The sequence below is a fragment of the Oerskovia gallyi genome (assembly GCF_014836745.1).
GTDB lineage: Bacteria > Actinomycetota > Actinomycetes > Actinomycetales > Cellulomonadaceae > Oerskovia > Oerskovia paurometabola.
Map to the genome: position 1 here is coordinate 377,005 of NZ_JACSQE010000002.1, position 20,542 is coordinate 397,546.

At 72.5% G+C, this 20,542-nt stretch carries 18 protein-coding genes; 11 read left to right on the forward strand and 7 right to left on the reverse strand.

Annotated elements, in window-relative coordinates:
• Window positions 1-119 precede the first annotated feature (119 nt).
• Window positions 120-761, reverse strand: coding sequence for a phosphoribosylglycinamide formyltransferase (purN, locus tag H9640_RS04090; RefSeq protein WP_056762537.1), 642 nt, complete (start codon window positions 759-761; stop codon window positions 120-122).
• A 160-nt stretch (window positions 762-921) separates the two neighbouring features.
• On the opposite strand from purN, the gene H9640_RS04095 reads away from it, so the two are divergent.
• Window positions 922-1,491, forward strand: a complete 570-nt coding sequence (locus H9640_RS04095) for a hypothetical protein (RefSeq protein WP_191789428.1) — start codon at window positions 922-924, stop codon at window positions 1,489-1,491.
• A 21-nt stretch (window positions 1,492-1,512) separates the two neighbouring features.
• On the opposite strand, the gene H9640_RS04100 is transcribed toward H9640_RS04095, so the two are convergent.
• From H9640_RS04100 to pcrA, 4 genes are all read right to left on the reverse strand, one after another.
• Entirely contained in the window at window positions 1,513-2,799 is a 1,287-nt protein-coding gene (locus H9640_RS04100; protein ID WP_191789429.1) for a cell division protein PerM, read from the reverse strand.
• Window positions 2,800-2,990: 191 nt separating this feature from the next.
• Window positions 2,991-3,878 carry a succinate--CoA ligase subunit alpha gene (gene sucD / locus H9640_RS04105; protein WP_191789430.1) on the reverse strand — a complete coding sequence of 296 codons (888 nt, stop codon included), beginning with the start codon at window positions 3,876-3,878 and terminating at the stop codon, window positions 2,991-2,993.
• Between the two features lie 30 nt (window positions 3,879-3,908).
• Complete coding sequence (gene sucC / locus H9640_RS04110) at window positions 3,909-5,081, reverse strand: ADP-forming succinate--CoA ligase subunit beta (protein WP_191789431.1); 1,173 nt, start codon at window positions 5,079-5,081, stop codon at window positions 3,909-3,911.
• Between the two features lie 304 nt (window positions 5,082-5,385).
• Entirely contained in the window at window positions 5,386-8,040 is a 2,655-nt protein-coding gene (pcrA, locus tag H9640_RS04115) for a DNA helicase PcrA (protein WP_191789432.1), read from the reverse strand.
• Window positions 8,041-8,206: 166 nt separating this feature from the next.
• On the opposite strand from pcrA, the gene H9640_RS04120 reads away from it, so the two are divergent.
• Complete coding sequence (locus tag H9640_RS04120; RefSeq protein ID WP_191789433.1) at window positions 8,207-8,590, forward strand: VOC family protein; 384 nt, start codon at window positions 8,207-8,209, stop codon at window positions 8,588-8,590.
• Between the two features lie 152 nt (window positions 8,591-8,742).
• Complete coding sequence (locus tag H9640_RS04125; protein ID WP_191789434.1) at window positions 8,743-9,345, forward strand: GNAT family N-acetyltransferase; 603 nt, start codon at window positions 8,743-8,745, stop codon at window positions 9,343-9,345.
• A gap of 160 nt (window positions 9,346-9,505) precedes the next feature.
• On the opposite strand, the gene H9640_RS04130 is transcribed toward H9640_RS04125, so the two are convergent.
• Window positions 9,506-9,988: a DUF456 domain-containing protein gene (locus H9640_RS04130; RefSeq protein ID WP_191789435.1), complete on the reverse strand. Its 483-nt coding sequence runs from the start codon at window positions 9,986-9,988 to the stop codon at window positions 9,506-9,508.
• Between the two features lie 155 nt (window positions 9,989-10,143).
• Window positions 10,144-10,494 carry a hypothetical protein gene (locus H9640_RS04135; protein WP_138825406.1) on the reverse strand — a complete coding sequence of 117 codons (351 nt, stop codon included), beginning with the start codon at window positions 10,492-10,494 and terminating at the stop codon, window positions 10,144-10,146.
• 393 nt (window positions 10,495-10,887) lie between these two features.
• Between H9640_RS04135 and H9640_RS04140 the strand changes: the two genes are divergently transcribed.
• The 8 genes from H9640_RS04140 to cobA all read left to right on the forward strand — a co-directional run bounded on the left by H9640_RS04140 (window position 10,888) and on the right by cobA (window position 20,460).
• Complete coding sequence (locus H9640_RS04140; protein ID WP_191789436.1) at window positions 10,888-12,705, forward strand: nitrite/sulfite reductase; 1,818 nt, start codon at window positions 10,888-10,890, stop codon at window positions 12,703-12,705.
• Entirely contained in the window at window positions 12,702-13,616 is a 915-nt protein-coding gene (locus H9640_RS04145) for a phosphoadenylyl-sulfate reductase (RefSeq protein WP_191789437.1), read from the forward strand. The genes H9640_RS04140 and H9640_RS04145 overlap by 4 nt, the downstream gene beginning before the upstream one ends.
• Window positions 13,613-14,662 (forward strand): sulfate adenylyltransferase subunit CysD, encoded by a 1,050-nt coding sequence (gene cysD / locus H9640_RS04150; RefSeq protein ID WP_191789438.1) that lies wholly within the window; start codon window positions 13,613-13,615, stop codon window positions 14,660-14,662. The genes H9640_RS04145 and cysD overlap by 4 nt, the downstream gene beginning before the upstream one ends.
• Complete coding sequence (locus H9640_RS04155; RefSeq protein WP_191789439.1) at window positions 14,662-16,011, forward strand: sulfate adenylyltransferase subunit 1; 1,350 nt, start codon at window positions 14,662-14,664, stop codon at window positions 16,009-16,011. Before cysD ends, H9640_RS04155 begins: the two co-directional genes overlap by 1 nt.
• Window positions 16,012-16,140: 129 nt before the next feature.
• Window positions 16,141-17,271: an ABC transporter substrate-binding protein gene (locus H9640_RS04160; protein ID WP_191789440.1), complete on the forward strand. Its 1,131-nt coding sequence runs from the start codon at window positions 16,141-16,143 to the stop codon at window positions 17,269-17,271.
• Window positions 17,272-17,275: 4 nt separating this feature from the next.
• Complete coding sequence (locus H9640_RS04165; RefSeq protein WP_191789441.1) at window positions 17,276-18,100, forward strand: ABC transporter ATP-binding protein; 825 nt, start codon at window positions 17,276-17,278, stop codon at window positions 18,098-18,100.
• A complete protein-coding gene (locus H9640_RS04170; RefSeq protein ID WP_191789442.1) occupies window positions 18,090-19,157 on the forward strand; it encodes an ABC transporter permease in 1,068 nt (355 codons plus the stop codon). The genes H9640_RS04165 and H9640_RS04170 overlap by 11 nt, the downstream gene beginning before the upstream one ends.
• Window positions 19,158-19,164: 7 nt before the next feature.
• Window positions 19,165-20,460 carry a uroporphyrinogen-III C-methyltransferase gene (cobA, locus tag H9640_RS04175; protein WP_191789443.1) on the forward strand — a complete coding sequence of 432 codons (1,296 nt, stop codon included), beginning with the start codon at window positions 19,165-19,167 and terminating at the stop codon, window positions 20,458-20,460.
• The last annotated feature ends 82 nt before the right edge of the window (window positions 20,461-20,542 follow it).

Below are 20,542 nucleotides of genomic sequence, written 5' to 3' on the forward strand. Positions count from 1 at the left end.
CAAGAGGCCGATTCAACGGCCTGCCGCGAGACGGGTCTTCCCGTCCGAGACGGGTCCCCCGGACCGTCGTCCAAGCACCCGTCTCGAACAGGTGAACCCCTCTCGTGCGACACGTGGCGTCAACCCAGCAGCGCCCGGCGCCCCTCGACCCGCAGGCCCTCGCGCGCCGCCCGGCCGACCGTCTCGACCAGCAGCGCCCGCTCAGCGACCTTGATGCGCTCGTGCAGCGTGGACTCGTCGTCGGCGTCCTCGACCGCCACGGTCGCCTGCGCGATGATCGGCCCCGTGTCCACGCCGTTGTCGACCACGTGGACCGTGCAGCCCGTGACCTTGACGCCGTACGCGAGCGCGTCGCGCACCCCGTGGGCGCCCGGGAAGGACGGCAGCAACGCCGGGTGCGTGTTGATCGTCCGGCCCGCGAACCGGTCCACGAACGCCGGGCTCAGGATGCGCATGAAGCCCGCGAGGACCACCAGGTCCGGCGAGAAGACCGCCACGGCCTCCGCGACGCCGTCGTTCCACGCGTCGCGGTCCGCGAAGTCGCCCGGCGCGACGACGACCGACGCGACCCCCGCCTCGCGCGCCAGGTCGAGCGCCCCCGCGCCCGGCTTGTCCGTGACGACACCCACGACCCGCGCCCCGTAGGCGGGGTCCTCGTGCGCCGCGAGGAGCGCAGCGAGGTTGCTGCCCGCCCCCGAGACCAGGACGACGACCCGCGCCGCGCTCGTCGTGTCGATGGGCTGACCGGAAGGTGTGCGCACGGTGCTCCTCGGAGGCGTCGGCAGTGGTGGAGAATGGGGGGAGAAAAGCCAGGTACCACCCTAGTCCGCGCCGGAGAGGTGCCGGTCTGCTCCCTCCACCGGGCGGGGGCTGCGCACCGGTCCGCGCCGTCGCCACCCGCGAAGCACCGAGGAGCTGCCCATGGGCAACCCGTACGCGCCCCCACGTCCCGGCCAGAAGCCGACCGACGAGGCGCGCAAGCCCACCCCTCCCCCGGTGCAGGGCCCCCCGGCTCCCCACACCCAGGGCGTGCCGCCCGGGCAGGCCCGGCCCGGGCGCCCCGCCGGCGGCCCTCCCGCACCGGGCGAACCTCCCGTGCCCGTCGACCCCGACACGCTGCGCGCGACGACGCGGCAGGTGCTGCACTTCGGGCTGCTCATGCTCGTCACGCTCGTCACGAGCTCGCTCGCGTTCCCGTGGCGGGTCTCGAGCCTCTTCTTCGCGGTCGTGACCATCGTGTTCGGGGTCCGCGCGATGCGCGCGGTCTGGCGCGCCCGCCTGGGCGGCGCGCTGCTGCCCGCGGTCGCCGTCGGGCTGGGCCTGACCGCGACCATGTCGCTGTCGATGCTGGGCGGGCTCGCCATGTGGGACGTCGAGCTCGACAACCAGCAGTGCCTCGACGGCGCCATCACGGTCGCCGCGCAGCAGGAGTGCGCCGTGCAGTACGAGCAGGCGCGCGAGCAGTGGACCAAGGACCGGCTGGGCCAGTAGGCCCGGCCGGTCGCCCCCGCGTCAGTCGACGGGTGCGGCGGCGTCGTCGGGCGCGGCGTCGTCGTGTCGGTGACGCACCCGCTCGGTGACGGCGGCCTTGCCCCACACGAGGGCGAGCGCCGCCCCGCCCGCGAGCTCGGCGGCGACGATGCCTCCGGCGAGCAGGGGCGGGGCACCGACCTGCGCCATGCGCCCCGGCCCGACGGCGCCACCCGCCACGAGCTGCAGGGTCACCACGAGCAGCCCGGCCGTGAGGGCGAGACCCAGCAGCGCGAGCCCCAGGTCCGCCCACCGGGCGTCGTGCCCACCGCAGCGACGCCACACGAACACCCCGGCGACGACGCCCAGGAGCACGACGACCACGGGCGCGAACGAGGCCAGGACCGTGGTCCACTCGGGTCCGGGCAGGGCGCCCAGGAGGGGGACGGCGGGCAGCGCACCCGGCTCGGACGCGCTCGTCGTGAAGCTGCTCCCCTCGCCCACCACGAAGCCGGGGCCCGCGATCCAGGAGCTCACCCAGAGCACCAGGTTCGGCACGACCGCGAGCTGCGAGACCGCGAGGATCAGTCCGCCGAGCAGGCCTGGCGCAAGGCCCACGACGATGTCCCCCGACGTCGCCCGGCCCGCGACGACCCAGGCGCCGACCACGAGGCTCGACACCCCGACCAGCAGGGCCAGGCCCAGCAGGCCCGCACGAGCCCCGAGCCGCACGACGGGCGGGACGTAGGGGTCGAGGGCCGCGGTCAGGTCGCCGACCCGTGGAGCGTCGGGGCGCGAGAGGATCCCGGCACCGAGGCCGACCCCCGCGACGACCGTCCCGCCCAGCAGCGCGAACAGGACGTCCCACCCCGGGGCGGACCCGGCGAGCAGCGCGATGACGAGCGTCGCGACGGCGTAGACCCCGACCCCGACGGCCCACGACGACGTCGCGGTGTGCGCCGAGCGGCGGGCCGACGCGAAGCACGTGAAGACCACCAGGAACGTGAGGCCGAGCGGCACCAGGGTGATCGAGGTGCCTGCGGCCGCGAGCGGGACGCCGTGGGCCAGGAGCCAGAACCCGGCCGCGACCGACACCGACTGGCCCCATCCCCCCGCGTCACCGTCGCCGGGCCCGGCCGAGGACGCGAGGAATGCCGCGACGGCCGGCAGGATCACCACGGCCAGCGAGAGCGCGAGCGCCTGGAGCGCGGCGACCATGCCCGAGATCCAGCGCCGAGGGGCTTCGAGGGGACGACGAGGACCGCGGGCGGGCTCCTCGACCGTACGGGGTGCCCGTCGCCCGGCGACGGACTGGGTGGGCGTGGTCATGGTCTCCATCGTCGTCGATCGGTCGGCCCTGGCGGTGCAGGTCGGGCGGCGCGCCCGCGATCAGCGCACCTGCCCGGTGCGCGACCGGGCGCCGGCGCGCGTCCGGGAAGAACAGGGTACGCCGACGGCGCCCGGCCGAAGGGGGGCCGGGCGCCGTCGGACCTGCTGAGCGGGTGCTCAGCAGGACGTGATCAGGAGAGGATCTCGCGCATGAGAGCGGCGGTCTCGGACGGCGTCTTGCCGACCTTGACGCCCGCGGCCTCGAGGGCCTCCTTCTTGGCCTGCGCGGTGCCCGACGAGCCGGACACGATGGCGCCGGCGTGGCCCATGGTCTTGCCCTCGGGAGCCGTGAAGCCCGCGACGTAGCCGACGACCGGCTTGGTCACGTGCGCCTGGATGTACGCCGCGGCGCGCTCCTCGGCGTCGCCACCGATCTCGCCGATCATGACGATCGCCTCGGTGTCGGGGTCCGCCTCGAACGCCGCGAGGGCGTCGATGTGCGTGGTGCCGATGATCGGGTCGCCGCCGATGCCGATCGCGGTCGAGAAGCCGAAGTCACGCAGCTCGTACATCATCTGGTAGGTCAGCGTGCCGGACTTCGAGACGAGCCCGATCTTGCCGGGGCCCGTGATGTCGGCCGGGATGATGCCGACGTTCGACTTCCCGGGGCTGATGATGCCGGGGCAGTTGGGGCCGATGAGTCGGACACCCTTGGCCTCGGCCAGGGTGAAGAACTCCGCGGAGTCCGCGACCGGGACGCCCTCGGTGATGATGACGGTCAGCGGCATGCCGGCCTCGATGGACTCGACGACCGCCGACTTGGTGAACGCCGGGGGCACGAAGATCACGGAGACGTCGGCACCCGTGGCGGCGATCGCCTCGGCGACGGACCCGAAGACGGGGACGTCGACGGTGCCCTCACCCTTCGGGAAAGAGACCGACGTGCCGGCCTTGCGCGGGTTCACGCCGCCCACGATGTTGGTGCCGGAGGCCAGCATGCGCGTCGTGTGCTTCTGGCCCTCCGAACCCGTCATGCCCTGGACGATGACCTTGGAGTCCTCGTTGATGAAGATTGCCATGTCTGTCTGTTTTCTCTCTCGGGTCTCGGGTCAGGAAGCGGCGTTGGCCAGCTCGGCAGCCTTGTCGGCGCCGCCGTCCATCGTCTCGGCCAGGGTGACGAGCGGGTGGTTCGCCTCCGCGAGGATCGCGCGCCCCTCCTCGACGTTGTTGCCGTCCAGGCGGACGACGAGCGGCTTGTTCGCCTCGTCGCCGAGGATCGCGAGCGCCTGGACGATGCCGTTGGCGACCTCGTCGCACGCCGTGATGCCGCCGAAGACGTTCACGAACACGCTCTTGACCTGCTCGTCGTTGAGGATGACGTCCAGGCCTGCGGCCATGACGGCCGCGGACGCGCCGCCGCCGATGTCGAGGAAGTTGGCGGGCTTGACGCCGCCGTGCTGCTCACCCGCGTAGGCGACGACGTCGAGCGTGCTCATGACGAGGCCCGCGCCGTTGCCGATGATGCCGACCTGGCCGTCGAGCTTGACGTAGTTGAGGTCGTTCTCCTTGGCCTTGGCCTCGAGAGGGTCGGCCGCGTCCTTGTCCTCGAGCGCCTCGTGGTCCGCGTGGCGGAAGCCGGCGTTCTCGTCGAGGGTCACCTTGCCGTCGAGCGCGACGATCGAGCCGTCCTCGGTGCGGACCAGGGGGTTGACCTCGACCAGGGTCGCGTCCTCCTCCTTGTAGACGGTCCACAGCTTCTGGATGACGTCGGCGACCTGTGCCTTGACGTCGTCGGCGAACCCGGCGGCGGCGACGATCTCGTCGGCCTTCGCCTGGTCGATGCCGACGGTCGGGTCCACGGCGACCTTGGCGAGAGCCTCGGGGCGCTCGACCGCGAGGACCTCGATCTCCATGCCGCCCTCGACGCTCGCCATGGCGAGGTACGAGCGGTTGGCCCGGTCGAGGAGCACCGAGAAGTAGAACTCCTCGGCGATCTTCGCGCCCTCCGCGATCATGACGCGGTGGACCGTGTGTCCCTTGATGTCCATGCCGAGGATCTCGGACGCCTTCTCGGCCGTCTCCTCGGGCGAGTGGGCGAGCTTGACGCCGCCCGCCTTGCCGCGACCGCCGACCTTGACCTGGGCCTTGACGACCACGGTCCCGCCACCGAGCTTCTCAGCGCCCTCGCGAGCCTCTTCAGGGGTCGTGGCGACCACGCCGCCCAGCACGGGAACCCCGTGCTTCTCGAAGATGTCGCGCGCCTGGTATTCGAACAGGTCCACCCTGTGTCGTCCTTCCATCTGACTGCCTGACCGGCTAACCGATGTCTCGACATCGAGACATCCCGTCACAGGGTAGCCCGGCAGCACGCCGGGACCTACCCGGGGCGGGCCGTCTCCCCGCTCGGGCGCTGTCTCGTTGGCCACACCCCGGGGGCGTCCGCAGGCGCAGCGGTGCCCGTCGCGGCACGCCCGCCGGGCGGCCGGACGAGGCCAGGAAAGGCGCCCTGACCTGCCCGACGGCGCCGCTCGCCCGATGCAGGTGAGCCGACGGCCTCCCGGACGAACCGGCGTCGGGACCTGGCGCCTAGAGCTTGGTGACGGGCGAGAAGCGCAGCAGGAGACGCTTGGTGCCGTCCGCACCGAAGTCGATCTTGGCGACCGCGTTGGTGCCCGCACCCTCGACCGCGACGACCGTGCCGAGCCCGTAGGCGTCGTGCGTGACCTTGTCACCGATCGCGAGCGAGGGGATGTCCCCCTCCTTGCGCGGGGTCGCCGAGCCGAACTTCGGACCGTCGGGGTTGGGCGTGACGGTACGCGTGCGGACCGCACCGTTGCGCGAGCCCGAGCCCCCGGAGCCGTAGCCGCTGCCCGAGCCGCCGCGCGAGCCGCCCGACGACGAGCCCCACCCGCCCGTGTAGCCGCCCGGGCCGCGCAGGGTCGCCATGGACGACTCCTTGCGGCGCCAGTCCCACAGGTCCTCGGGGATCTCGTCGAGGAACCGGCTGGGCGGGAACTCGTTGGCCATGCCCCATGCCGACCGGACCGCGGAGCGCGAGATGTAGAGCCGCTCCCGGGCACGCGTGATGCCGACGTACGCGAGGCGCCGCTCCTCGGCGAGCTCGCTCTCGTCGTGCAGCGAGCGCATGTGCGGGAACGTGCCGTCCTCCATGCCGCTGAGGAACACCACGGGGAACTCGAGCCCCTTGGCCGTGTGCAGCGTCATGAGCGTCACGACGCCCGGGTCGACGACGGGCTTGCCCTCGTGGCCCTCGTCGTCGCTCGACGGGATCTGGTCCGAGTCCGCGACGAGCGAGACGCGCTCCAGGAAGTCCGTGAGCGTGCCCTCGGGCTCGAGCTCGGTGAACTCGCTCGCGACCGCGTGCAGCTCGGCGAGGTTCTCGACGCGCGAACCGTCCTGCGGGTCGTCGCTGCCCCGCAGCTCGGCGAGGTAGCCCGAACGGTCGAGGACCGCTCCGAGGATCTCCGCGGGCGTCGCCCCCGTCGCGTACAGGTCGAGCAGCCCGTGGAACAGCTCGCGGAACGAGCGCAGCGGGTTCAGGGTCCGGGTCGTCATGCCCGGGATCTCCTCGGCCCGGTCGAGCGACGCCGCGAACGAGATGCGCTCGCGCTCGGCGAACGCCGCGACCAGGGCCTCGGCACGGTCGCCGAGGCCGCGCTTGGGCACGTTGAGGATGCGGCGCAGGTTCACGTCGTCGTCGGGGTTCGCGACGGCACGCAGGTAGGCGATCGCGTCCTTGATCTCGCGCCGTTCGTAGAAGCGGGTGCCGCCCACGACCTTGTACGGCAGGCCGACGCGGATCAGCACCTCCTCGAGCGCGCGGGACTGGGCGTTGGTCCGGTAGAAGATCGCGACGTCGCCCGGGCGCACGCCGTCCGAGTCCCCGAGGCGGTCGATCTCCTCGGCGATGAAGCGCGCCTCCTCGTGCTCGTTGTCCGCGACGTAGCCGATGATCTTGACGCCGGCCCCCGCGTCCGTCCACAGGCGCTTGGGCTTGCGGTCGACGTTACGTGAGATGACCGCGTTCGCGGCCGAGAGGATGTTCTGCGTCGAGCGGTAGTTCTGCTCGAGCAGGATGGTGCGGGCGTTCGGGTAGTCGGCCTCGAACTCGAGGATGTTGCGGATCGTCGCGCCACGGAAGGCGTAGATCGACTGGTCGGCGTCACCGACGACCGTCAGCTCGCCGGGCGGGATGACGCCCGGCGCCCAGGTGCCGTCCTCGCCCTGCGCCGGCGGGGCGCTCGCCCCCGCGAGCTCGCGCACCAGGACGTACTGCGCGTGGTTGGTGTCCTGGTACTCGTCGACCAGCACGTGCCGGAACCGGCGACGGTAGTGCTCCGCGACCGCAGGGAACGCCTGGAGGAGGTTGACCGTGGTCATGATGATGTCGTCGAAGTCGAGCGCATGGGCCTGCGCGAGGCGGGCCTGGTAGCGCGAGTAGACGTCCGAGAGGACCTGGTCGAACGCGTTGGCCGGACCACCGGCACTCTGTGCGCCGTCCGCAGCGGAGGCACCGCTCTCCCGCGCGTAGCGCTCGGGGTCGATCAGCTCGTTCTTGAGGTCCGAGATCTTGTTCGACAGCGTCCGTGCCGGGTACTTCTTCACGTCCAGGTTGAGCTCGCGGCTGACGAGCGTGATGAGCCGCTGCGAGTCGGCCGCGTCGTAGATCGAGAAGCTCGACTTGAGCCCGAGCGCCGCGGCCTCCTTGCGCAGGATCCGCACGCACGCCGAGTGGAACGTCGAGACCCACATGTACCGGGCCGCGGGGCCGATGAGCGACTCGACGCGCTCGCGCATCTCCGCGGCGGCCTTGTTGGTGAAGGTGATCGCGAGGATCTCGCCCGGCCGCGCCCGGCCGGTCGCGAGCAGGTACGCGATGCGGTGCGTCAGGACCCGGGTCTTGCCCGAGCCCGCACCCGCCACGATGAGCAGCGGGCTGCCCGCGTGCACCACGGCCTCACGTTGCTGCGGGTTCATCCCGTCGAGCAGCGCGTCCGGGTCGATGTGCGAGAAGCCACCGACGCGGTGCCCCTCCTCGTCGCGGCCCGCCGCGTCGGCACGCTCCGCCGAGCCCCGCCCCGGGCGGGCGGACGTGCGCGCGGAACCTCCGCCGTCGGGCGCCTCGTCCCACCGCGGCGCGGTGGTCGGCAGGCGCGACGAGTCCCCGAGGGACGCGAGGTCGAATCCGGGCAGCGGCAGGTTCTCGAAGAGCGATGTCATAGCCCCACCAGCCTAGGCGTGCGCACCGACACTCCCCGCATCGGCACGCGTCCCGCAAGCTCACGGGACGCGCACGCCCGGCCCGGCGACCGATGACTTCGTGCCCTCGCTGCGGTCCTCCCCACGACGCCCTCCGTCGAGGGCGCCCCGCTGCCAAGGAGGAATCATGACGACGACCCACTTCACGGGCCTGCACACGGTCGCGGTCCCGGTGCGCGACCAGGACGCCGCGCTCGCGTTCTACCGCGACACCCTGGGCTTCGAGGTGCGCATGGACGGCGACCTCCAGGAAGGGTTCCGCTGGATCGAGGTCGCCCCGCCCGGCGCCGCGGTCTCGGTGGCCCTCGTCCAGGAGGGCCAGGGCCAGGAGGCCGGGGCCGACACGGGCATCCGCCTCGCGACCTCGGACGCCGCCGCCGACCACGCGACGCTCGCCCGACAGGGCGTGCGCGTCGACGAGCTGCTGCGCTGGGACGGTGTCCCGCCCATGTTCTCGATGCGCGACCTCGACGGCAACGTGCTCTACGTGACGGAGATCTCGGTCGGGTGACCCGTCGGTCGTGCGCGTTCGCCCCGAGAACGAGGTTGCGGTCGCGTCGCGGCCCCTGGCGGCCGCCGTCCCGTTCTCGGCAACCGGCCACCGTGCGACCACGATCAGGGCTGCCGGGCGCCCCGGGCCGCGCGCCGGATAAGGTCGGGCACGTGAACGTCTTCGCCGACCCCGTGACCCTGACCGGCCGTCTCGTGCGCCTCGTCCCGCTGCGGGCGGACCACCACGACGCCCTCGTCGAGGCCGTGCGCGACGGCGAGCTGTGGAACCGCTGGTACACCTCGGTGCCGACCCCCGAGGAGATGGCGGTGTACATCCAGGACAAGATCGCCGCCCGTGAGGCGGGCACGGCCAACCCGTGGGTCGTGGTCCGCAACGCCGACGACCAGGTGCTGGGCATCACGACGTTCCTCGGGATCGACCCCCTCAACCGGCGCGTCGAGATCGGCGCCACCTGGCAGCGCGCGGGGGCGCAGGGCACGGGCGCGAACCCTGCCGCGAAGCTCCTGCTGCTCGCGCACGCGTTCGACGACCTCGACGCGATCGCGGTCGAGTTCCGCACCCACTTCCACAACCGCGAGTCGCGCTCCGCGATCGAGCGCCTGGGCGCCAAGCTCGACGGGGTCCTGCGCAGCCACCAGATCGGGTACGACGGCACGCTGCGCGACACCGTCGTCTACTCGGTCACGGCCGCCGAGTGGCCGACCGTTCGGGTCGGTCTGGAGTACCGGCTGCGGGCACGCCTCGGCGCCTGAGTCCCCCGCGTCCCCACACCCGAGCGTCCCTCCCCTCCCCCCTCGGCCGGACCTGACTCTTCCGGTCAGGCCCCGTCACGTGGTCGAGAACGGGGTTGAGGTCGTTCCGGCCTCCAGAACGACCGCAACCCCGTTCTCGGCACCTCCCGTGGCGCCGGGCTCATGTCAGCGCGAGACCCACGCCCCACGTCGCCGCCGCGAGCAGCCCTCCCAGCAGCTGGACCACGATCGTGATGCCCGTGGCCTGCAGCGCGGCGACGGTCGCCCGCCAGGCCGCTCGTCGGTCGCGCCGACGGATCAGCTCGGCCACGAAGACCGCGGCCACGAAGCCGATGAACAGCCCGACCACAGGGATGACGAAGAACCCGACCACGCCCACCAGGCCGCCCCACGCGAGCGTCGACCACGGGACCTCTGCCCGCCGCATGTGCCGGCCGGCGAGCAGGAGCTGGCCGCCCTCGGCCGCGACGACGAAGGTCGCGGCCACCGCGAAGACGACCCACGCCGTCGTGCCGCCCGTCATGATCGCCCACACCAGGATCGCCCCGCCCACGAGCGTGTTGCCCGGCAGGACCTGCACCACGATGCCGGCCAGCCCGACCAGGATCACCAGGCCGACGACCACCTCTCCCACCACGCTCACGCGCGCACCCACTTCCTCGACGACAGAGCCGGAACGACAGAGCTCCCCGCACCCTGACGGGTACGGGGAGCTCGTCAATCTACGCGACCCTCACCCGACGGTCCGGACCGGCAGGCAGACCGGTGCGGCGCACGCGGCCCGGGTCGCGTCGTGCGTCAGACGAAGACTGCGACGATGATGTTGACCAGCGTGAGGCCGCCGATCGAGTGCTTGAGCGCGGGCGAGATCTTGTCGCCCTGGCGCACGCCGATGAACGCGAGGACCGCGATGATCACGGCGATGACGAGCTTGATGCCGATCTTCATCATGCTGGGGCCGCCGTCGTCCCACATGCCGCTCATCTCAGCGACGCCCACCATGAGGATGCCCGCGACGGCAGCCGTCGCGGCACCGTGGAAGACGCCCTTGTTGAGCGCGGCGGACTTGAGCGACACGAAGTAGCCGCCGAGGACGATGGCCCAGCCGACGAAGTGCAGGACCGCGAACACGTTGTAGACGATTTCCATGACCACATCCTAGTTTGCTGACGCCGCTGTCGGAAAAAGATGGGCGTGGCGCTGCTCACCCCACCCTCCCCGCACCGCCCGAGGGGCGCCGAAGTCTGAGACACCCATCCACCATGCGGACAGGGGGTGTTCATTCACCCGCTGCCTCTGTAGCGTTCCCGCCATGACCACGGCAGCGCACCTCCTCCTCGTGACGACGCGTCACGAGGCGACGGCCTGCGCCCGCAACAGCTTCTGCTGTTGTTGTTGACCCGCGCCTGACTCAGCCCGAGCCGTCCTCGCCGACCGCTCGCCATCTTCCTGAGCCAAGGGCGCGCGTGGTCGGCCCTCAGCCCCCTCGTTCTCTGCTGAGTCCTTCGGTCCGCGTGCCCACGTCCCCCCACGAGGAGCACGATGACGCCGCCGAACACCGCCACTGACGCGACCCCGGTCGCCGGTCAGCCGGCAGGCAGCAGCACCCCCGCACCGGTCGGCCCGAGCGCCGGCACCGAGTCCACCTCGCAGGTGCCCGACGCCGCCGCTCGCCCCGAGCGCCCGGCCCGCCCCGCGCGCGTCGCCCGGCCCAACGGCCAGTGGGCCGTCGACGGCAAGGAGCCGCTCAACGGCAACGAGAAGTGGAAGCAGGAGGACGGCGGCCTCTCGGTGCGCCAGCGCATCGAGGACGTCTACTCGCGCGAGGGCTTCGACTCGATCACGGGCGACGACCTGCACGGACGCTTTCGCTGGTGGGGCCTGTACACGCAGCGCAAGCCCGGGATCGACGGCGGGCGCACCGCGGCGCTCGAGCCGCACGAGCTCGAGGACAAGTACTTCATGCTCCGCGTCCGCATCGACGGTGGCGCGGTCACGACCGAGCAGCTGCGCGTCATCGCGGACATCTCGCGCGACTTCGGCCGCGACAGCGCCGACATCACGGACCGCCAGAACATCCAGCTCCACTGGGTCGAGGTCGAGGACGTCCCCGAGATCTGGCGCCGGCTCGAGTCCGTGGGGCTGCAGACGACCGAGGCCTGCGGCGACGTGCCGCGCGTCGTCCTGGGCAGCCCGGTCGCCGGGATCGCCGCGGACGAGCTGATCGACCCCGCCCGGGTCATCAAGGAGATCACCGACAAGTACATCGGGGTCCCCGAGCTCGCGAACCTGCCCCGCAAGTTCAAGACCGCCGTGACGGGCCACCCCTCCCAGGACGTGGTCCACGAGATCAACGACGTGGGCTTCGTCGCGCTCGAGCACCCCGAGCTCGGCGTCGGCTTCGACGTGTGGGTCGGCGGCGGCCTGTCCGCCAACCCCCGGCTGGGCGAGCGCCTCGGCGCGTTCGTCACCGAGGAGCAGGTGGCCGACGTGTGGCACGGGGTCGTCCAGATCTTCCGCGACTACGGCTACCGCCGCCTGCGCAACAAGGCCCGCCTGAAGTTCCTGCTCGCCGACTGGGGACCCGCGAAGTTCCGCGAGGTCCTCGAGACCGAGTACCTCGGCTACGCGCTGCCCGACGGCCCGCCCGCCCCGCAGCCGTCCCAGCCGGGCGACCACGTCGGCGTGCACAAGCAGAAGGACGGCCTCAACTACATCGGCGCCGCTCCCTACGTCGGCCGCGTCTCGGGGAGCATCCTCGCGGCCGTCGCGGACCTCGCCGAGTCGGCCGGGTCGCACCGCGTGCGATTCACCCCGCACCAGAAGCTGCTCGTGCTCGACGTCCCCGACGAGCACCTCGAGCGTGTCGTGTCCGGGCTCAAGGAGCAGGGCCTCGACGCGAACCCGAGCCCGTTCCGCCGCAGCACCATCGCGTGCACGGGCATCGAGTACTGCAAGCTCGCGATCGTCGAGACCAAGGCCGCGGCGAGCCGCGCGATCGACGACCTCGAGAAGCGCCTCGGCGACCTCTCCGCGATGAAGCCGCTCTCGCTGCACATCAACGGCTGCCCCAACTCCTGCGCCCGCATCCAGACCGCGGACATCGGCCTCAAGGGCCAGCTCGTGATGGACGACGACGGCAACCAGGTCCCCGGGTTCCAGGTCCACCTGGGCGGCGGCCTGACCTCGGACGACCGCGCGGAGGCCGGCCTCGGCCGGACCGTGCGCGGCCTCAAGGTCACCAACGACGACCTGCCCGAGTACGTCGAGCGCGTCGTGCGCCAGTTCGAGAAGGAGAAGGACGGCGAGGAGAGCTTCGCCCAGTGGGCGCACCGCGCGGACGAGGAGTCGCTGCGATGAGCGGGACGACCACGAACCCGGGCGGGGCCGCTCACCCTGCCGGAGCGGCGCCGTCGGGCACCGTGGGCGCTGCGGGCACGGCGACCGGCGGCGACCCGCTCGCCGCCCTGCGCGCGGCCGCCAGGGCACGCACCGAGGCGCGCGCCGAGTCCAGGGCCGCGCACGCGGCCCGGCGCGCCCAGAACGCCCGCCCCCAGCGGTCGGCCGACGAGCTGCGTGCGATCGTCGAGCGCGGTCAGGCCGAGCTCCACGGTTCCGGCCTGGGGGCACCGGACGAGGCGACCGCCGAGCAGGTCGTCGCCTGGGCCGTGCGCGAGTTCGGCGACTCGATCGCCGTCGCGTGCTCCATGGCCGACGCGGTCCTGCCGCACGTCGTCGCGCAACAGGCCCCCTGGGTCGACGTCCTGTTCCTCGAGACCGGCTACCACTTCCCCGAGACCTCGGGCACGCGCGACGCCGTCGAGCAGCAGATGGAGGTCACGATCGTCGACGTCCTGCCGCAGCTCACCGTGGCCCAGCAGGACGAGGCGCACGGCAAGGACCTCTGGTCGCGCGACCCCGCCGCGTGCTGCGCGATGCGCAAGGTCGAGCCCCTGACCCGCACGCTCGGCGAGTACGAGGTCTGGGTCACGGGCGTGCGCCGCGACGAGGCCCCGACCCGCACCAACACCCCGCTCGTGACCTGGGACGAGAAGAACGGGCTCGTCAAGATCAACCCGCTCGCCGCCTGGTCCTTCGACGACCTGCTCGGCTACGCGGCCGACCACCAGGTCGTCCTCAACCCGCTCCTCAACGACGGGTACCCCTCGATCGGCTGCGCGCCCTGCACGCGCCGCGTCGCCCCCGGCGAGGACCCGCGCGCAGGCCGGTGGGCCGGGCTCGACAAGACCGAGTGCGGGCTCCACGTATGAGCGCCGCGACCACGCACCACCGGACGGTGCCCACCGACGTGCCGACCGACCACCCCACGCACCCCGACGAGAAGAGCGACGCCTTGACCGCCCCCCTCGCCCCACCGGCCTCCCCCACGGAGACCACCGAGTCCGCCCCCACCTACCGCCTCACGCAGCTCGAGTCCCTCGAGTCCGAGGCCGTCCACATCATCCGCGAGGTCGTCGCGGAGTTCGAGCGCCCCGTGCTGCTCTTCAGCGGCGGCAAGGACTCGGTCGTCATGCTGCACCTGGCGACCAAGGCGTTCTGGCCCGCCCCCGTGCCGTTCCCGCTGCTGCACGTCGACACGGGGCACAACTTCCCCGAGGTCCTCGCGTACCGCGACGCGACCGTCGAGCGCCTCGGCGCCCGCCTCGAGGTCGCGTCCGTCCAGGACTACCTCGACGACGGCCGCCTCCTGGAGCGCGCCGACGGCACGCGCAACCCGCTCCAGACCCAACCGCTGCTCGACGCCATCACGGGCCACAAGTTCGACGCCGTGTTCGGTGGCGGCCGCCGCGACGAGGAGAAGGCGCGCGCCAAGGAGCGCGTCATCTCGCTGCGCGACGAGTTCGGCCAGTGGGACCCGCGCAACCAGCGGCCCGAGCTGTGGAACCTGTACAACGGCCGCCACCGCCCGGGCGAGCACGTCCGCGCGTTCCCGCTGAGCAACTGGACCGAGCTCGACATCTGGCGCTACATCGCGGCCGAGAAGATCGACCTGCCCAGCCTCTACTACGCGCACGAGCGCGAGGTCTTCGAGCGCGACGGCATGCTGCTCGCCGTCGGACCGTACTCCCAGCCGCGCAACGACGCCGAGGCCGCGAACGTCCGCACCGAGACCGTGCGCTACCGGACGGTGGGCGACATGTCGTGCACGGGCGCGGTCGAATCCGACTCCTACACGGTCGACGACGTCATCACCGAGGTCGCCGCGACCCGCATCACCGAGCGCGGCGCCACGCGCGCCGACGACCGGATCTCCGAAGCCGCCATGGAAGACCGCAAGAAGGAGGGGTACTTCTAGTGAGCGCCACCACCACGCCCCCGCTGCTCACGAGCACCCTGCTGCGCCTCGCGACCGCCGGGTCCGTCGACGACGGGAAGTCGACGCTCGTCGGCCGTCTGCTGTTCGACTCCAAGTCCGTCCTCGCGGACCAGCTCGACGCCGTCGAGCGCGTCTCGCGCGACCGCGGCCTCGCCACGGCCGACCTCGCGCTGCTGACCGACGGCCTGCGCGCCGAGCGCGAGCAGGGCATCACGATCGACGTCGCCTACCGCTACTTCGCGACGGCCAAGCGCTCGTTCATCCTGGCTGACTGCCCCGGGCACGTGCAGTACACGCGCAACACCGTCACGGGGGCCTCGACGGCCGACGTCGTCGTGCTGCTCATCGACGCCCGCAAGGGACTGCTCGAGCAGACGCGCCGCCACCTCGCGGTCGCGAGCCTCCTGCGCGTGCCCCACGTGATCGTCGCCGTCAACAAGATCGACCTGGTCGACTACAGCCAGGAGCGCTACGAGGAGCTCGCGGGCCAGATCCGCGAGGCCGCGGCCTCGCTCGGCGTCGCGCACATCCTCACGCTGCCCGTCTCGGCGCTCGAGGGCGTCAACGTCGTCGACCGCTCGGGCGGCCCCGACGGCAGGACGCCCTGGTACGACGGGCCGAGCCTGCTCGACCTGCTCGAGGAGCTCCCCGCGGCCGAGACGCCCGACACCGAGGCCTTCCGCTTCCCCGTCCAGGTCGTCCTGCGCCCCCAGGGCGCGGCCCTCGAGGAGCGGTTCCGCGACTACCGCGGGTACGCGGGCCAGATCGCCTCGGGCGTGGTCCGCGTGGGCGACGAGGTCGTGGTCCTGCCCAGCGGGAAGAAGAGCACGGTCGAGGGCATCGACACGGCTGACGGCACGCTCGCCGAGGCCTTCGCCCCGCAGTCGGTCACGATCCGCCTCACGGACGAGATCGACATCGCCCGCGGCGACCTCATCGCGGCGGCAGCCGACGCCCCGCAGGTCACGCAGGACGTCGAGGGCACCGTCGCGTGGCTCAGCGACAAGACGCTGCGCCCCGGCACCCGCGTGCTGCTCAAGCACACGACCCGCACCGTGCAGGCCGTGGTGCGCGACGTCGTCGGGCGCCTGGACCTCGACACCGCCGAGCTCGAGCCCGCGGAGGCGCTCGAGCTCAACGACATCGGGCGCGTCACCCTGCGCCTCGCCTCACCCGTCGCGGCCGAGGAGTACGTCACCTCGCGCCGCACCGGTGCCTTCCTCCTGATCGACGGTCAGGACGGCGGCACCCTCGCAGCAGGAATGGTCGGAGACGCCCTGGCGGCCGTGCGATGTCCTTCGCAGCGTCCCGTGCAGCACGCGATCTGAGGTCCCCCGACCACCGCAGGTCAGGGCCCGGACCACCGGGCCCTCGGATCTCGTACCGCACGGATCGGCGCTGCCGGGACTCGACACGTCCACCGCCAGGCAACCACCGACCATCCAGAAGGACCCACCATGAACACGTCGTCCCGCCCGACCCGCACGACCCGAGCCGGCACGTCACGACACCGCTTCGCCCGGACCCGCTCCGCGGTCGCCGCGCTCGCCGTCGCACCGCTGCTCCTGCTCTCCGCCTGCTCCACGGGCACGTCCGACGCCGCCGACAGCCCCGACGCCTCGAGCGGCCCCGCCGACGAGCTGCGCCTCGGCTACTTCGCCAACGTCACGCACGCCCCGGCCCTCGTCGGGGTCGCCGGCGGACAGTTCGAGGAAGCCCTGGGCGACACCAAGCTCTCGACCCAGGTGTTCAACGCCGGACCCGCCGCGATCGAGGCCCTCAACGCGGGGGCCATCGACGCCACGTTCATCGGCCCCAACCCCGCGATCAACAACTTCGTGAAGTCGAACGGAGAGGCCGTGCGCATCATCGCGGGCTCGACGTCGGGCGGGGCCCAGCTCGTCGTGCGCGACGGGATCGACACGGCCGCCGACCTCAAGGGCACCAAGATCGCCTCGCCCCAGCTCGGCGGGACCCAGGACGTCGCGCTGCGCGCCTGGCTCACCGAGAACGGCCTGAAGAACGACATCCAGGGAGGCGGAGACGTCGCGGTCACCCCGACCGAGAACGCCCAGACCCTCACGCTGTTCCAGAACGGCGAGCTCGACGGTGGCTGGCTGCCCGAGCCCTGGGCCTCGCGCCTCGTGCTCGACGCGGGCGCCCACGTCCTGGTCGACGAGAAGGACCTGTGGGACGACGGCCAGTTCCTCACCACGCACCTCATCGTCCGCACCGACTTCCTCGAAGAGCACCCGGAGACCGTCGAGGCGCTCCTGCGCGGCGAGGTCGCGGCGATCGACTGGCTCAACGCCAACCCGGACGAGGCCAAGCCGCTCGTCAACGGCGAGATCGAGAAGATCGCCGGCAAGCCCCTGTCGGACGCGGTCCTCGACCGCGCCTTCACCAACATCACCTTCACGACGGACCCGCTCGCGGGCACGCTCAACACCCTGCTCGAGGACGGCGTGACGGCCGGGACCACCACCGAGGCGGACCTCGACGGCATCTACGACCTGAGCCTCCTCAACAAGGTGCTGAAGGAGGCCGGTCAGCCGACCGTCTCCGCCGCAGGTCTCGGCAAGGAGTAGCACGATGACCACCACGTCCCCCGCCCGCACGGGTACCCCGACCGGAGCAGACGCAACGGCCCCGAGCGAGGTCGACACCCCCACGACCGGCGTCCGCCTGCGCGGCGTGTCCAAGCGGTTCTCCCCCGACGGCGCCCCGGTGCTCGACGGGATCGACCTGGACATCGCGCAGGGCGAGTTCGTCTGCCTGCTCGGAGCCTCCGGCTGCGGCAAGTCGACGCTGCTCAACATCGTCGCGGGTCTCGAGCGCCCGACCACGGGGGACGTGGAGGTCGCCGGGGACGGCGCGGCCCTGATGTTCCAGGAGTCCGCGCTGTTCCCCTGGCTCACCGCGAGCCGCAACATCGAGCTCGCCCTGAAGTTCCGGGGCGTGCCCCGCTCCGAGCGCCGCGAGCGGGCCGCCGAGCTGCTCTCGCTCGTGCGGCTCGACGGTTCGGGCGACAAGCGCGTCCACGAGCTCTCGGGCGGCATGCGCCAGCGCGTCGCGCTGGCCCGCTCGCTCGCCCAGGAGCGGGACGTCCTGCTCATGGACGAGCCGTTCGCGGCGCTCGACGCCATCACCCGTGACCTGCTGCACGACGAGCTCGAACGCGTCTGGGAGCAGACGGGCCGCACGATCGTGTTCATCACGCACAACGTCCGCGAGGCCGTGCGGCTCGGGCAGCGCGTGCTGCTCATGTCGTCGCGCCCCGGGCGCATCGTGCGCGAGTGGGACGTCGACGTGTACGGGGCCGACGAGCAGCGCAGCATCGAGGCCGCCGCCGCGTCGCGCCTCGCGACCGAGATCACCAACGACCTCCGTGAGGAGATCCGCCGTCATGCCGTCTGAGACGTCGAAGAGCACTGAGACCCTGGCCCCGCGCGACGGCGCCCTGCCTGGCCCGGACGCGTCCGGGCACTCGCCCGAGACGCGCGACGCCGTCGCGACCGGTCCGCGCGAGGCGGGGGCCGCCGTCGGGCACGCCAAGGACGTGAGCGACATCGAGGCGGGACTCGACGCCCTCCAGACGACCGTCGCCACCACCGCGAGCCGGTGGTCCACGGCGTTCCACGCCGTCTACCCGCCGGTCCTCGCGATCGCGATCCTGCTCGCCGTCTGGCAGACCCTCGTGTGGCTCGAGGTCCAGCCCATCTACAACCTGCCCGGCCCCGAGCAGGTCTGGGAGGCCGTCACACGCGCCGCGGAGAGCGGCACGCTGTGGCAGGCCCTCGGGACGAGCCTCGAGCGCGGCGTCCTGGGCTTCCTCGCGGCCGTCGCGATCGGCACGCCGCTCGGCATCCTCGTGGCCCGCGTGCGCTGGGTGCGCGTCTCGTTCGGGCCCATCATCACGGGCCTGCAGGTGCTGCCGTCGGTCGCCTGGGTGCCCGCGGGCATCATCTGGTTCGGGCTGTCCGACGCCACGGTGTACTTCGTGATCCTCATGGGCGCGGTGCCCTCGATCATCAACGGGATCGTGTCGGGCGTGGACCAGGTGCCGCCGCTGTACCGGCGCGTGGGTCAGGTCCTGGGCGCGGGCCGCTTCCAGATGATCAAGGACGTCATCCTCCCCGCGGCCTTCCCCGGCTACCTCGCGGGCCTCAAGCAGGGCTGGGCGTTCTCGTGGCGCTCGCTCATGGCCGCGGAGATCATCGCGGTCGGCGGCGGGATCGGGTTCGGGCTGGGCGCGTTCCTCCAGCAGGGGCGCGAGCTGTCCGACATGGCGCTCGTCTTCACGGCGATCCTGCTGATCCTCGTGGTCGGCATGGTCATCGAGCTGCTGTTCTTCGCCCCGGTCGAGAAGTCGATGCTGCGTCGTCGGGGCCTGGCCCCCGAGACGTCGGCCGGCAAGGGCTCGGGGTGGCTGCTGCGCCGGCGTGAGCTGGCCACCGCCGCTTTCGAGCGATGATGGGCGCATGAACCCTGAGCTCTACCCCCTCGGTCTGCGGATCGCGGGCCGTCTCGTGGTCGTCGTGGGCGGCGGCCCGGTCGCCGCGCGGCGGACCCGGTCGCTCGTCCTCGCGGGCGCGCACGTGCGTGTCGTCGCGCCGGAGGTCTGCGAGGACCTGGCGCTGCTGGTCGCTCCCCTGCCCGACGGCGCCGCTCGCCCCGACGGGCCCGGCGCGGCCGGGTCGGTGGCCTGGGAGGCGCGCTCGTTCCGGCCAGGAGACCTCGAGGGCGCGTGGCTCGTGCACACCGCGACCGGCTCCTCCGAGGTCGACGCGGCCGTCGCGGCCGAGGCCGAGGCGCTGCGCGTCTTCTGTGTGAGCGCGGGTGACGCCGAGGCCGGGAGCGCGTGGGTCCCGGCCGTGGCCCGGGTGACCGTGGCGGACGACACCACCTCCGCTGCCACGACCGCCACGACCGAGGTCGTCGTGGCCGTGAACGCCGGCCGCGACCCCCGACGCGCCCAGCGCGTCCGAGACGCGATCGACGCCCTCCTGGCGACCGGCGAGCTCCCGCTGCGGCCGGTCCGACCCGCTGCGGGTCGCGGGAGCGTCGCGCTGGTGGGCGGCGGACCCGGCGACCCCGGGCTCGTCACGGCGCGCGGACGCCGTCTGCTCGCGCAGGCCGAGGTCGTGGTGACCGACCGGCTGGGCCCGCGCGCCCTGCTCGACGAGCTCGCCGACGACGTCGTGGTGATCGACGTCGGCAAGACCCCGGGGTTCCACCCGGTCCCGCAGGAGGAGATCAACGCGCTGCTGGTCGAGCACGCGCTCGCCGGACGCCGCGTCGTCCGGCTCAAGGGCGGCGACCCGTACGTGTTCGGGCGCGGGGGCGAGGAGCTCATCGCGTGCGAGGAGCACGGCATCCCCGTCGAGGTCGTGCCCGGCGTGACGAGCGCCGTGTCCGTGCCCGCCGCGGTGGGTATCCCCGTGACGCACCGCGGCTGGTCGCGCGGTTTCACCGTCCTGACCGGGCACGAGGACATCGGCAAGGTGCCTGCGGCCTCCGACCACACCGTCGTCCTGCTCATGGGCGTCTCGCGGCTCCGCGACTCCGCGGCCGCGCTCGTGGCCTCGGGCCGGTCGCCCGAGACCCCCGTCGCGGTCGTCGAGGACGGGTACGGCCCGCGACAGCGGTCCACCGTGGGGACCCTCGCGACCATCGCCGACGTCGCGACCGCGGCCGGCGTCCGCGCTCCGGCCGTGACCGTGATCGGCGACGTGGTGCGGGTGAGCCCGGCGTGGCGGGCGGCCGGGCTCGGCTGACCGTCTCGACCGCTCGAGCCGCCTGCTGTCGGCTGGCGAGAACGACCGAGAACGTGCTGGGGGCCGTCATCCACCGGATGAC